This is a genomic window from Pseudomonas sp. DD1, assembly GCF_044510355.1.
Lineage (GTDB): Bacteria > Pseudomonadota > Gammaproteobacteria > Pseudomonadales > Pseudomonadaceae > Aquipseudomonas > Aquipseudomonas shahriarae.
Genome location: NZ_MSAJ01000002.1, coordinates 165,114 through 177,202, shown reverse-complemented (window position 1 = coordinate 177,202; position 12,089 = coordinate 165,114). Strand labels below are relative to the sequence as shown.

The window sequence follows — 12,089 nt, the reverse complement described above, 5'->3', positions numbered from 1 at the left end:
TCGTCATGTCCAAAAATACCAATCAAGCACTTGCACAAGAATCGCTCGAAACATCTGAGGCCCCAGAAGTGAACAAATCTGTAACGCCTGCCGTTTCGATCACCGACATCGTCGAATATCAACCGCATGAAGAGCAGATCGTTCGCCTGGAGACCACCTACGCGAAGCTGGTCGTTGATTGCTCGACGAGCGAAGGTTTGGCAAATGCCAAAGAGGTTCGCGTCGACATCCGCGACGTGCGCTATGCCCTTGCGAACACCACCAAGACAGCACTGGTGCCATACCAGCAGAAGGTGAAAGAAGCGCAGGCCCGAGTCAATCAGGTCAAGGATTTTGGCGAGGCGTTGAAGGCCCGCGTTTTGGTGCTCGAAGAGCCAGTTGATGAAGCCATCAAAGCCGAAGAAAAGCGTATCGCCGACGCGAAGGCCGAGAAGGAGCGCCTTGAACAAGAGCGCATCGAAGCCATCCGGGCAAAAATCAACCGCTTCAGCGCTGTCGCTGCCGCCTATGCAAGCCGAAGCGCAGCCGACGTTTCTAACATCCTGCAGGGCGTCAAGGAAGCGGTGATCCTGCCCGAGGAGTATGGCGAGTTTGAAGCTGAAGCCACCATCGCTCGCGACAACGCGATTGATCAGCTGGAAGTGCTGCACAAGTCTGCCCTGGAGCGCGAAGCGGCCGCCGAAAAGCTACTGGCCCAGCAAAAGGAGCTTGATGAGCTGCGCGAGAAGCAGCGAATCGCCGACGCCGAGGCTGAAGAGCTGCGCAAACAACGCGCAGAAGAAGACCGCAAGCGCTTGAAGCAGCAACAGGATGAGTTGGACCAGCAACGCCGTGATATGGAGGCTCAGCAACGTCAGCAGCGTGAGCAGCAGGAAGAGCAACAACGCCAGCAGCGCGAGCGCGAGGCACAGTATCAGCGCGACCAGGAAGAGCTGGCCCGTCTGCGCGCCCAGGCTGCCGCGCCTGCTCCAGTAGCGGCTGTCGCTGCCGCTCCAATCGGAAAGGAAGTTGAAACTGCGCCTGTTGCAGTAGTCGCCGCCTCCATGGCTTCCATCGACGTAGACCCGACTACACCCCCGGCTGAAGAAATTGTCGAAGTGGTCGCCCTGGGCTTCGACGTTGACATCGACACCGCTCGCACTTGGCTGCGTGCCCTCAGCTTCTAACCACCCTTTCCATCTGACGGCCTGCAAAACCCATGCTGGCTACGGAGAGCGCTATGACCGACACAGACACCCAAGCCCAAACCGGCCTCGCCACTTATCACGACCCATCGCACAACGCTGCAGCGCTCATCCTCGACCCGGGCACCATGAAGTCGATGAGCGATCTCGCGATGATGATGTCAAAGGGCGTTACAACAGTCCCTAAGCACCTCAAGGGCAACCAGGCTGACTGCATGGCGGTAGTGCTGCAAGCGATGCAATGGCAGATGAACCCATTCGCGGTGGCTCAGAAGACGTTTATCGTCAACGGTGGCGCTTTGAGCTATGAGGCCCAGCTCGTGAACGCAGTGATCACCGCCAAGGCGCCGGTAAAGGGGCGCCTGAACTTTGAGTGGTTCGGATCCTGGGAAAACGTCATCGGGAAGATGCGCGAAGTAACCAGTAAGACCAAGAAGGACGAGGATACAGGCGAGCCCAAAAAGTATCGTGTCCCGGCCTGGAGCTTTGACGACGAAAAAGGCCTCGGGATCAAGGTCTGGGCAACTTTCAAAGGCGAAGACGAACCGCGCACTCTTGAGCTGTTGCTGACCCAGGTTCGCACACGCAACTCTACGCTCTGGGCGGAAGACCCGAAGCAGCAAATCGCATACCTGGTCACCAAAAAATGGGCGCGACTCTTCTGCCCTGACGTGATCCTTGGTGTTTACACCCCTGACGAATTCGAGGATTCGTACGGCGGCGAGATCGACATCACCCCCGCCAAACAGACTGCGAACACCGCTGCCGCGGCGGGAGTGTCATTCGGGCCTAAATCTCCATCGCCTGAAATCGATGGAGTATTTGCTGACCTTCTGGTCGTCGCGAAGCGCCAGGACATCGAAGCCTACGCAGCAGCTTGGGCGGGCCTTAAGCCGAAGCAGCGTGCGGCAATCGGTCTGGAATGCCACGAAGCACTCAAGAGCATGGCGGCGACCGTTGATGCTGACTTCACTGACATGAGCAGCTCCAACTCAGACCAGCCCCATACAGAGGAGGCTGCGTAGTGAGAACTGAGCTTCAGGGCACGGACAAGTGGCATGCAGACCGATCTGGTCGCGTGACAGCCAGCCGCTTTAAAGATGTGTTGGCCTGGGGAAAGCCTGACAAACATGGGAAGCGCGAGCCGATGGGCGCGCGCACCTCCTACATGCGCGAACTGTGCTTCGAGAGGCTGGCAAAGAAGTCCAAACACAACGTCAGCAGCGCCTCCCTGAAATGGGGACACGCCGAAGAACAAAAGGCCCAGGACGCCTACGAGATGCTGACCGGCAACATCGTCCTCCCCTCCGAATTCATCGTCCACCCCAAGTACGACTGGCTTGGCTGCTCTCCAGACGGCCTGATCAACGATGACGGCGGTACTGAATCAAAGTGCCCTTTCAACGAAGCAATTCACATCAGAACCTGGCTCGAAGGCATGCCCGAAGAACACATCCCGCAGATTCAGGGATGCATGTTCGTTACAGGTCGCAAGTGGTGGGACTTTATTTCGTTCGATTCTCGCCAGGATGAAGAGTGTCAGCTCTATATCGAGACGATTTACCGCGACGAGGACTACATCGCAAACCTGCACAAGGAGCTGGTCCAGTTCAACCTGGAACTCAATCGCATGGTCGACGAGGTCGCAGACAAGGCGCGGGCGCAAGCCCACCGCCTGGGAGCCTGAGCATTCGCCGCATAACCCGCATCCAGCAACGCAAACGACAAACCTGGCTCGCACTGCCGGCCAGCGGAATAGAAGAGGTAGGCCATGGCCGAGGAACAGCAGCAGCCGACGGCGGAAGCGTTGAAGCAGCGCCGCAAGCGCGAGAAAGCGGCGGCGAAAGATGCTGCATTGGGCGTCGAGAAATTTACGATTGAGGTGGCTGGCATCTTCAAGGCCGACCTCAAGCGCCTGATGAAGCAGCACGGCTTCAACAACCAGCAGGAGGTGCACCAGACCCTGCTGCGCAACGTGATCGCCGCCGAATTTGAAACGGCAGCGCAAATGCTCAAGTGTGTCACGACACCTTTTGTAGTGACTGAAAAGGTGTCTCGCCTAATCCGGGAGGCCGGCCTGAAGTCGCTCGCCGACGATCCGCCAGAGCCTGACGACGACATCGAAAGACCAGCCTAACCCACCCTACCTGCTAAATTCGGTAAAAATGAAAAGCTGAAGCTAAACATTGTAATCCTGAAGATCGCTGCTAATGCCGGCGTGCTTTGAGAATTGGGTCCAAGAATGGGTGGACAAATCAACATGAGTTATGATAGCAGCGTAAGTTTCCTCCAATTTTTCATCCAAGCTTTCAATCATGTACTGATCAATTGTCGATTGGAGCTTACTCATTGCACCGATTATATACATGCAATTAATTACTAACCCTGCACGACCTAGCTCATGCACCGGAAGAACCTTTAAGGCTTCCAGTGAGGCTTCAAATGCCCCGCTCATGTACTGCCAAAATGCGGCGAACGCTAGCTTGGGCGGACGTTTCGCTGCGAAAACACGTGTTGACTCTAGATGTTCTGCGGCACATCTGACCACGGCATACATAGCCTGGAGCCGATTCTCTTCCTGTTGATCCTGTTGATGCTTCTGCTTCTGGATTTGCCAATTCGCGACCGCATATGCACCAGCAATCGCGCCTATCGAGCCAATTGCCTGGACCCATGCCGCAACGTCTGAACTTTTGACAGAGCCGGCAAACCTGAGCGTCAGCACCACCAAAATTAAAAAGAAACTAATAAAAAAACACACCCAAAAAGTTCTAAAGGCGAAGCCTAAAGTTGAGCGAAAAAAATCTCTAAAGCCTTCCATAATTAGATCACTCCATCAAAATTTCTCACCGTATACCCCAACCCAATCCAAATTGCCACCACCGGCCACCGTGGGCGGCGCCTGACTGGAGATAATCCATGGACGACCAGTTCTACCTGCAAGACAGTCGCAGCCACGCCTATGTTGGCGACGGGTTGTCGTTCTGGGGCTTTGGTGGCTCTGGATATGTCACCGATCTTGCCAAGGCCCAAGTCTTCAACCGGGATGGCGCTTGCGATCACCGCGACACTGACATCCCTTGGCCCAAGGCCTATGTCGACGCACGGGCGCGAGTCGGTGTCGATTGCCAGAATGTCACCTTGAGCGAGGCGCTGGACCAACACCCCGCCGCAGCCGAGTTTTACATCCAGAAGCCGCAGTGCTGGAACGGCAACAACCTGATTTGGCTTTGCGAAGATGGCGTGTTCACAAGCGACTTTTCCAAGGCTGTGGTGGTGCCGAGGGCCCACACCGTGACCTGGATCGGTAAGCTCGGTCAATCAGGCGCGGTGGTCTGGCCCAAGCCCTACATCGACGCCCACTCACGGCGCCTTGTTGAGCGAGACGACGTGAATATCAAAGACGCCCTGCGCGGCACCGGCATCAAGCTGGCGAAGCCGAAAAAGCCCAAAATGATGATGTTCAATTGTGATGGCTGCGGCCGGTTCATCAGTGATGCCCAGCGCTATCGCGAGGACTGCCGGAACTGCGGGGCAAGCAACACGCCCTGATCCAGCCTTTCCCATTACGCTGGACGCCTACGGTCACTCTGTAACTGTGAAATCGCCGAGATTATCGTTCATGTATTGAGCGATCTCCAAGGCCCGAGCAAACGACGTCCCAGGCTTAACGTCAAAACCGAACAATTCAGTCGGCATACCGTCGTCAGCAGTTGCATATTCAATGCAAATGAATGGGACGTGGCTTGCGTATTGCTTCACGGTGAACAATGGCTGAGCGCGCTTCGTCATTTTGACCTCCTTGAACCGGCCCCATGCCAGTCACCCGTAATACCCCATATCAACGAACTGTGCCAGCCGGATGAAAATCAACTGACAATCAGTCGCCCTATGCGTTGGTCAACGATTTAAAACATTGTCAAAATCTCAAGAGCTTCTACTTAACTTCTTTCAAGAGTCTCTTCTCAAGCTCAATAGACATCGGACTTACTAATTTTTCAACAAATACCTTTGAAGATTCAGCATTATCAATTCCGTTAGTTGCGAATTCTGCCCAAGCTTTAACAGAGCCCTCAGATATTTCTATAGCCTCTTCATCGTATCCGATGCAAGACATCAAATAGAGATAACTATGTATACAGCTTGAACACATCCCTTCAAATTGATAAAGCTTTTGGAAGCCTTCTACGAAAACCCCACCAAAAATGGCCGCGCACTCAATGGCAATAGGCTCAAGGTCCGCCCTTGCTTGTTCAGCCTTATCAATATGAGGTTGGTAAATAGACCTTGAATATGCATCTTCACCCATAGAAGCCACCCAATTTTCATCCCTAGTGTTCATTGCTGCTGAACTGGCATAACCCCACAACAGTATAAGTGCGGTTTTATACTTGTAGATAGCTGTCGCAGCGTCCCTCGCCAGCTTGTGGTCCGCAGTCCCTCTTAACTGGCGCTTCCATGTAGACAAGCCAACAAGACCAATATAGAACGCCAAACCAACACCAAACACACTTGCAATTGTTCCAACTATCGAAAAAACATCTTTAGTTAATTGCCAGTCAACGTCTGATATCGCCATACAGATAGACATCCTTCACCCACCCTAATCCTAAATCCAACTCCAATATACCGGCGAGGACCATCAATGTCTGCTCACAAGAAAAAACGCCCCTTCGATTTCAAAACCCAATACGGACTCGGCTTCAACCCTGAGGACGATGAGATCGTTGTCGACTTCTTCTGTGGTGGTGGCGGCGCCGGTACCGGCCTGGAGATTGGCCTGGGCCGCGCGGTGAACGTGGCGAAAAACCACAGCCCGCAGGCGATCAGCATGCATACCGTTAACCACCCGGGCGCCCAGCACTTCACCACCGACGTTTTCGAGGGTGACCCTGACACGGAGTGCGGCGGCAAGGCCGTGGGCTGGTTCCACATGTCCCCGGACTGCACGCACCACAGCCAGGCGGCCGGCGGTCAGCCGCGCAAACGCGAGATCCGCAACCTGTCGTGGATCGGCTTGAAGTGGGGAGGCAAGAAGCGCCCCAGGGTGATCAGCCTGGAAAACGTGAAGCAGATCCTGCAATGGGGCCGGTTGATCGCCAAGCGCGACAAGGCCACCGGCCGCGTGGTGACGCTGGACCAGGTTCCGCACCCGACCAAGAAGGGAAAGACCACCAACCGCGTGGCAGCGCCGGGTGAGCAAGTCCCGGTGTCGAATCAGTTCCTTGTGCCTGACCCAAAGCAACGCGGCCGCACCTGGCGCCGCTTTGTGGCCCTGCTGGAAGGCATGGGCTACGTCGTAGAGTGGAAGGTGATCAGGGCGTGCGACTTCGGCGCCCCGACCAGCCGGGAGCGCCTGTTTATGATCGCTCGGCGCGACGGCCAACCGATTGTGTGGCCTGAGCCAACTCACGCGAAGAACCCGGTAAAAGGCCAGCAGAAGTGGAAGACCGCCGCTGACTGCATCGACTTCAGTGACCTGGGCAAAAGCATCTTCGGGCGCAAGAAAGACCTTGCTGACGCCACGCTGCGCCGCGTCGCCAAGGGCATGAAGAAGTTTGTCATCGACAGCCCGGCGCCCTTCATCGTGCCGATTGCGAACTGGTCGGGTGAGTCCGTGCAGTCCGCCGGCGAGCCGCTGCGCACGATCACCTCCTACCCAAAGGGCGGGGCGTTCTCCGTAGTCAGCCCGGTTATCGCGCCTGCAACGCACCAGGGCAGTGACCGGATCAACGACCCGCTCGAACCTCTGCCCACGGTGACGTGCGCGAATCGCGGTGAGCTGACGCTGATCAGCCCAGTAATGGTTGGTGCTGGTGGGCCGGTGTATGCCGGTCACCCAGTAGCAGCAGACCAACCGGTAGGCACGGTTATGACTCGCAGCCACCGCGCGGTAGCATCAGCCTGCATTGTCCAGGCTGGTCACGGCGAAGGCTCGGGCGCAAACAAACGCCGCTCCCACGGGGTGAACGATATCTGCGGCCCGGTGGGCACCGTCACTGCCAGCGGCGGCGGCCAGTCCGTCAGCGCGGCGGTGATGATCCAGGCCAACGGCGGATTCAACACCGTGCACGCCAAAGATATTCGCGAACCTATGACCACGGTGACCAACACCGGCAGCCAGCAGCAACTGGCGACGGCGCACCTGGTGCATATGCGCGGCAACTGTGATGCACGGGACGTGGGCGAGCCGCTGCACACAATCAGCGCCGGCGGCCAGCACCACGGGTTGGTCAGCGCATTCATGGAGCGGGCATTCGGCGGAAGTATTGGCCAGGGCCTGGAAGATCCGGCACCGACCATTACCGCCGGCGGTGGCGGCAAGAGCTCCCTGGTATCGCTCACCCTGTCGCCTGAGCATGAAGCTGGTGCGTTGCGCGTTGCAGCCTTCCTGATCAGCTACTACGGCACCGAGAACGTCAGCGCTTGCGATGCACCGGCTCCCACGATCACCACCAAGGATCGCCTGGCACTCGTCACGGTGATGGTCCAGGGCACGCCATACGTGATCGTCGATATCTGCCTGCGGATGCTCAAGCCGGTTGAGCTGTACAAGGCCCAGGGGTTCCCAGCCGACTACATCATCACCCACGGCGCCGACGGCAAGCCCTTCACCATCACTCAGCAGGTGCACATGTGCGGCAACAGCGTCAGCCCGCCGCCGATGGCGGCGCTGGCACGGGCCAACGATCCATGGCGCGCCGAACAAGGTCAAGCGCAGGCCGCATAACTATTCTAATTTACAGGCTGGACATGATCGTTTAAACAATATCCTCTCTCTCACTTTGCACTGCGCTTACGGCCCTTATCGGCTCAAACCAAATGGAGTGCACACTAGATGGTCTCTTAATAAAAAACCATAGAACAGCGAACTCCAACAACAAGTTCAAAATAACAGTGAAAAGAATTAACCAAGAAACAAAAGAAATACCTAGATCAAACAACCAAACAGCAGCGATCATCGTATACATATTTAGAGCATTACCGGCACCGTGCCTGAGATACCAGTCCGTAGGGGTTCCCCATAAGTCTCGTTTATCCGGCATCCACCTAGCTATCATCTTCGCGAAAAGCGCAGTAAAGACAAATGGAAACACAAACGTTGGCGATGATATTGCCACCGCCAAAACGATTAGCTTTGAAAAATCAATTGAGAGAAATGTCACTGGCTCATACTGATAAAACATCAGGAAACCAGGAGCCACAAATGAAAGGAAGAAAATTGCTAAGTTCGTGGACAATGACACATCCAACTTCTTCAAATCCCCAAATTCCATATAAATAAATCTCCTACACCTTGATTATCACTGCAAATAAAGACAGGAGGCTAATTAAAAAAACCTACTATCCAATTAGGGCTTGAAATATCGGAATCTCCCATTTTACTCCAATTCACCGCTAAGTGAATCCTCCCTCTCCCTAAAAGTCAGCCGCTATAGCGGCAAGGACGAAGTCATGCCTAAAGAAACTCAAAAAGCCTGGCCGGATCACTTCCGCTACATCGACACCATCGGCCCGGATGGTCTTGAGGTCCACTGCATCACTTATCAGGTCATTGGCGAAACCGAGCAGTGCTACTACATAGGCGACACCCACACCTGCGACCTGGTCAAAGGCCCGCAATACAGCTGGACTGCTGAGGCGATCAAGAAACGTCGTAAGCGCGTGCTGAAAGAGGGTGCCGAGTGGGGCCGGCGCTTCGCCTACACCGACAAGGCGCTGGCGTTGCGCTCCTACAAGGCACGCAAGTCCTGGCAGATGAAGCATGCCCAGTTGTCCCTGGAGCGCGCCAAGGCGGCTATCGGGTATTTCGGCAGCGCTCAAGTCGAAAGCGCGATACCAGATGCGGCCGTCACCATCCCGAACGAATACATCCAAGGCTTAAACTGGGAGGACTATTGATGATCGCCACCCTCTGCCTCGCCTACGTCTTCATCTACAAGGGGCCGAGGCCATGAAACAGCATCACGTTTTGATCGGCGACTGCATTGAGTCGATGCGGACGCTTCAGGATCAATCAGTGAACACCTGTGTCACGTCTCCGCCCTACTTCGGGCTGCGTGACTACGGTATGGCCGGACAGATAGGCCTTGAGGAAACACCTGCAGAATTTGTCGGGCGTCTCGTTGAGGTGTTTCGCGAAGTGCGCCGGGTGCTGCGTAATGACGGCACGGTATGGGTAAACATGGGCGACACCTATGCATCAATCGCAGGGGGATACGCACCTGGTGGGTCAGCAGGTAAGCACGACATGGTTTCTCAGGCTACACGCGGAGCGGTACTGCGTGGAAAGCGACGATCACCGCCGATAGGGCTTAAACAGAAAGACTTGATGGGCATCCCCTGGCGCCTCGCCTTCGCCCTTCAAGATGATGGCTGGTACCTGCGCCAGGACATCATTTGGCACAAGCCGAACCCCATGCCTGAATCCACCAGAGACCGGTGCACAAAGTCGCATGAATACCTGTTCCTGTTGAGCAAGTCACCGCGCTATTACTATGACCAGGATGCGATCAAGGAGCCTGTAGCATACAGTTCGATCAAGCGACTGGCGCAGGATCTCGAGCAACAGCTTGGCAGCGACCGAGTGCCCGGAAAGACGAATGGGCCAATGAAAGCTGTGCGTAGCAAGCGGGACAGTTTCAAGCGTGATGATTCAAAGCGAGAGCAACCTATTCCTGGTCAGTCGCTGGGAACACACCGGCCAGACCGAGAGGAAAGCGACTGGCCATTGGATACACGCAATAAGCGCAGCGTGTGGACAGTGCCAACGCAAGGATTCAAGGGCGCCCACTTCGCCACCTTCCCGCCAGACCTGATTCGCCCATGCATCCTGGCCGGCGCGCCACTCGGCGGCGTCGTGCTTGACCCTTTCGGCGGTGCCGGCACTACGGCGGTGGTCGCCATGCAGGAAGGCCGCAAATCGATCCTGTGCGAACTGAACCCGGAATATGCCGCAATGGCTGAACACCGGATCGCGGCCGCCTGGCTCGACGGCGCGGCGCAGATGGATGTTTTCCGCGATACAGCGCAACACCCAGCAGCCTAACCCCAATCCCCCTACATGCCTGCCGATGAGCGGTGGGCAACGAAACACACAAAAGAGTTCACCCAGCCATCTGAGGCCACTCAGCGTTTGCTCTGAAACATCTGGCTGGGCGAACAACAGAAGACTAGCTGCCTTTGATGGCCGCGTCCCTATCCACTTTCTGAACAATTCACCCTCACCTTCTGCCGCCCAGCGCGGCAAGGACACCCCATGTACGCAACGAAACTCACCCTGCTCATCACGGCCATCGTGCTGTACGTGGCGGGGTCCACCTTCTGGTTTTTCTGGCAGGTGCCGGAGCTGCTCTCCACCGGTACCGACCAACACCTTATCGCAGCATTCGCCGGCACCGTCGCCTGGATGCTGCTCACCTTCGGTTTCATCATCCACATCATCAAGACAGCGCGGCCTACAGCGGGCGGCGGGAGGTAGGCATGGACGACATTCAGTTTCTGTCGCATGAAGATGTCTGTGAGCTCACAGGCGCTAAGACAAAAGCCGGGCAGATACTTGTCCTGTCCCGAAATGGCATTCGCCACACCATCAAACGCAATGGCTGGCCATGCGTGATCTCCGCATCACTACTAGTTGGAAAACATGACCGGCAGCCTGAGAAAGTCGAATGGCAGCCTCGGATGGGAATTCAATAAATGGCAAGACGACCCACTAACCCCGGCAGCATTCCCCGGTTGAGAAAGCGACTGCGCCCCGGGGGAAGGGTTTATTACTACTACGACGCAGGTGATAAGCCGCGCCGGGAGATCGCTCTAGGATCTGACTACGGTGCCGCAATTGTTGAGTATGCCCGACTTGAAAAGAGCCGGGCCGCCAATGCAATCGTCGCCCAGGTGCTGACATTTGAGTACGTAGCGAACAAGTACATGGATGAAGTGGTACCGACAAAGTCCATGGCCACCCAAAAAGACAACATTCGCGAGCTGAAGCAACTGCTGGTCTTCTTCAATGACCCACCCGGGCCGTTAGAGGCAATCGAGCCCAAGCATGTTGTTCAGTACCTCCGCTATCGGTCGAAAACGGCAAAGGTGCGAGCCAATCGGGAAAAGGCTCTACTCAGCGCAATCTGGAACTTCGCGCGCCAGAGCGGCTATACGTCACTCGCAAACCCTTGTGCTGGCATCAAAGGGAACAAGGAGACCGGCCGGGACACCTACGTCGAAGACGAGATGCTCGCTGCGGTGTACCTGCATGCGGACCAGCCACTCAAGGATGCACTAGATCTGTTCTACCTCACCGCCCAGCGCATTGGTGACACACTGAAGATGGACGAGCGCGACTTACTCGATGGTCAGCTGCTCATCAAACAGGGAAAGACCAGTGCGAAGCGCAGGATAGAGGTTGTTGGTGAGCTGAAGGTGGTCATTGACCGTATTCTTGAAAGGAAAAAGGGGCACAAGATTCGATCAACCAAGCTCGTTGTAATGGACAACGGCCAGGCGATGACGGCGAGCATGCTCAGGGGAAGATTTGACGCGGCCAGGTTGAAGGCCGGGATTGAAAAGTCTGCGTTTCAGATGCGCGACCTGCGCGCAAAAGCTGCAACGGACAAGGAGGAATCGACAGGCAGCATCCGTGATGCGCGAGACCAGCTGGGACATACAACTGTCGGAATGACAGAGCAATATATTCGGCGCCGTAAGGGCCTGAAAGTGCTTCCAACCAAGTGAAAATCCGTTCCGCAATTAATTTGGCACCCTTGAAAACAAAGGCCTTCAAGGCCTCCTTTTCAAAACAATTGCGGGCCGGATACGACGATAACTTATTGATTTATATACCTTTGAATGCGGACTTAAAATCCCCCGCTCGTAAGGGCGTCCCGGTTCGATTCCGGGTTCGGG

At 55.8% G+C, this 12,089-nt stretch carries 15 protein-coding genes; 11 read left to right on the top strand and 4 right to left on the bottom strand.

What is annotated here, in order from left to right:
• Positions 1–5: 5 nt before the first annotated feature.
• From PSFL_RS02035 to PSFL_RS02020, 4 genes are all read left to right on the top strand, one after another.
• Positions 6–1,166: a hypothetical protein gene (locus PSFL_RS02035; RefSeq protein ID WP_233092183.1), complete on the top strand. Its 1,161-nt coding sequence runs from the start codon at positions 6–8 to the stop codon at positions 1,164–1,166.
• Positions 1,167–1,219: 53 nt separating this feature from the next.
• The gene (locus PSFL_RS02030) at positions 1,220–2,209 is read left to right on the top strand and encodes a RecT family recombinase (protein WP_198849389.1); all 990 of its coding nucleotides are present in this window, start codon (positions 1,220–1,222) and stop codon (positions 2,207–2,209) included.
• A complete protein-coding gene (locus tag PSFL_RS02025; RefSeq protein WP_057442113.1) occupies positions 2,209–2,871 on the top strand; it encodes a lambda exonuclease family protein in 663 nt (220 codons plus the stop codon). The genes PSFL_RS02030 and PSFL_RS02025 overlap by 1 nt, the downstream gene beginning before the upstream one ends.
• 84 nt (positions 2,872–2,955) lie before the next feature.
• A complete protein-coding gene (locus PSFL_RS02020) occupies positions 2,956–3,321 on the top strand; it encodes a hypothetical protein (protein ID WP_397469646.1) in 366 nt (121 codons plus the stop codon).
• Between the two features lie 42 nt (positions 3,322–3,363).
• On the opposite strand, the gene PSFL_RS02015 is transcribed toward PSFL_RS02020, so the two are convergent.
• A complete protein-coding gene (locus tag PSFL_RS02015) occupies positions 3,364–4,005 on the bottom strand; it encodes a hypothetical protein (RefSeq protein WP_397469645.1) in 642 nt (213 codons plus the stop codon).
• A 98-nt stretch (positions 4,006–4,103) separates the two neighbouring features.
• On the opposite strand from PSFL_RS02015, the gene PSFL_RS02010 reads away from it, so the two are divergent.
• Positions 4,104–4,736 carry a hypothetical protein gene (locus PSFL_RS02010; protein ID WP_397469644.1) on the top strand — a complete coding sequence of 211 codons (633 nt, stop codon included), beginning with the start codon at positions 4,104–4,106 and terminating at the stop codon, positions 4,734–4,736.
• A gap of 33 nt (positions 4,737–4,769) precedes the next feature.
• Here PSFL_RS02010 and PSFL_RS02005 read toward each other — a convergent pair whose 3' ends face one another.
• Both PSFL_RS02005 and PSFL_RS02000 read right to left on the bottom strand, forming a co-directional pair.
• Complete coding sequence (locus PSFL_RS02005; protein WP_170045109.1) at positions 4,770–4,976, bottom strand: hypothetical protein; 207 nt, start codon at positions 4,974–4,976, stop codon at positions 4,770–4,772.
• Between the two features lie 145 nt (positions 4,977–5,121).
• Positions 5,122–5,763, bottom strand: coding sequence for a hypothetical protein (locus PSFL_RS02000; protein ID WP_397469643.1), 642 nt, complete (start codon positions 5,761–5,763; stop codon positions 5,122–5,124).
• Positions 5,764–5,829: 66 nt separating this feature from the next.
• On the opposite strand from PSFL_RS02000, the gene PSFL_RS01995 reads away from it, so the two are divergent.
• Positions 5,830–7,914, top strand: coding sequence for a DNA cytosine methyltransferase (locus PSFL_RS01995; RefSeq protein ID WP_397469642.1), 2,085 nt, complete (start codon positions 5,830–5,832; stop codon positions 7,912–7,914).
• Between the two features lie 31 nt (positions 7,915–7,945).
• Here the strand turns inward: PSFL_RS01995 and PSFL_RS01990 are convergent, their stop codons facing one another.
• Entirely contained in the window at positions 7,946–8,461 is a 516-nt protein-coding gene (locus PSFL_RS01990; protein WP_397469641.1) for a hypothetical protein, read from the bottom strand.
• A 178-nt stretch (positions 8,462–8,639) separates the two neighbouring features.
• Here PSFL_RS01990 and PSFL_RS01985 point away from each other — a divergent pair, with 178 nt between their 5' ends.
• From PSFL_RS01985 to PSFL_RS01965, 5 genes are all read left to right on the top strand, one after another.
• Positions 8,640–9,086: a hypothetical protein gene (locus PSFL_RS01985; RefSeq protein WP_397469640.1), complete on the top strand. Its 447-nt coding sequence runs from the start codon at positions 8,640–8,642 to the stop codon at positions 9,084–9,086.
• Positions 9,087–9,138: 52 nt separating this feature from the next.
• The gene (locus PSFL_RS01980) at positions 9,139–10,233 is read left to right on the top strand and encodes a DNA-methyltransferase (RefSeq protein ID WP_397469639.1); all 1,095 of its coding nucleotides are present in this window, start codon (positions 9,139–9,141) and stop codon (positions 10,231–10,233) included.
• A 210-nt stretch (positions 10,234–10,443) separates the two neighbouring features.
• The gene (locus tag PSFL_RS01975) at positions 10,444–10,665 is read left to right on the top strand and encodes a hypothetical protein (RefSeq protein WP_172314872.1); all 222 of its coding nucleotides are present in this window, start codon (positions 10,444–10,446) and stop codon (positions 10,663–10,665) included.
• Between the two features lie 2 nt (positions 10,666–10,667).
• Positions 10,668–10,883, top strand: coding sequence for a DUF4224 domain-containing protein (locus PSFL_RS01970; RefSeq protein ID WP_029294919.1), 216 nt, complete (start codon positions 10,668–10,670; stop codon positions 10,881–10,883).
• Positions 10,884–11,918 carry a tyrosine-type recombinase/integrase gene (locus PSFL_RS01965; protein WP_128593487.1) on the top strand — a complete coding sequence of 345 codons (1,035 nt, stop codon included), beginning with the start codon at positions 10,884–10,886 and terminating at the stop codon, positions 11,916–11,918. It begins immediately after the preceding gene.
• Positions 11,919–12,089: the final 171 nt, after the last annotated feature.

Bases quoted from the DNA above. Each gene is read 5' to 3' on its own strand.
- PSFL_RS02035 (WP_233092183.1), top strand. From the start codon at position 6: ATGTCCAAAAATACCAATCAAGCACTTGCACAAGAATCGCTCGAAACA.
- PSFL_RS02030 (WP_198849389.1), top strand. From the start codon at position 1,220: ATGACCGACACAGACACCCAAGCCCAAACCGGCCTCGCCACTTATCAC.
- PSFL_RS02020 (WP_397469646.1), top strand. From the start codon at position 2,956: ATGGCCGAGGAACAGCAGCAGCCGACGGCGGAAGCGTTGAAGCAGCGC.
- PSFL_RS02015 (WP_397469645.1), bottom strand. From the start codon at position 4,005: ATGGAAGGCTTTAGAGATTTTTTTCGCTCAACTTTAGGCTTCGCCTTT.
- PSFL_RS02010 (WP_397469644.1), top strand. From the start codon at position 4,104: ATGGACGACCAGTTCTACCTGCAAGACAGTCGCAGCCACGCCTATGTT.
- PSFL_RS02005 (WP_170045109.1), bottom strand. From the start codon at position 4,976: ATGACGAAGCGCGCTCAGCCATTGTTCACCGTGAAGCAATACGCAAGC.
- PSFL_RS02000 (WP_397469643.1), bottom strand. From the start codon at position 5,763: ATGGCGATATCAGACGTTGACTGGCAATTAACTAAAGATGTTTTTTCG.
- PSFL_RS01995 (WP_397469642.1), top strand. From the start codon at position 5,830: ATGTCTGCTCACAAGAAAAAACGCCCCTTCGATTTCAAAACCCAATAC.
- PSFL_RS01990 (WP_397469641.1), bottom strand. From the start codon at position 8,461: ATGGAATTTGGGGATTTGAAGAAGTTGGATGTGTCATTGTCCACGAAC.
- PSFL_RS01985 (WP_397469640.1), top strand. From the start codon at position 8,640: ATGCCTAAAGAAACTCAAAAAGCCTGGCCGGATCACTTCCGCTACATC.
- PSFL_RS01980 (WP_397469639.1), top strand. From the start codon at position 9,139: ATGAAACAGCATCACGTTTTGATCGGCGACTGCATTGAGTCGATGCGG.
- PSFL_RS01975 (WP_172314872.1), top strand. From the start codon at position 10,444: ATGTACGCAACGAAACTCACCCTGCTCATCACGGCCATCGTGCTGTAC.
- PSFL_RS01970 (WP_029294919.1), top strand. From the start codon at position 10,668: ATGGACGACATTCAGTTTCTGTCGCATGAAGATGTCTGTGAGCTCACA.
- PSFL_RS01965 (WP_128593487.1), top strand. From the start codon at position 10,884: ATGGCAAGACGACCCACTAACCCCGGCAGCATTCCCCGGTTGAGAAAG.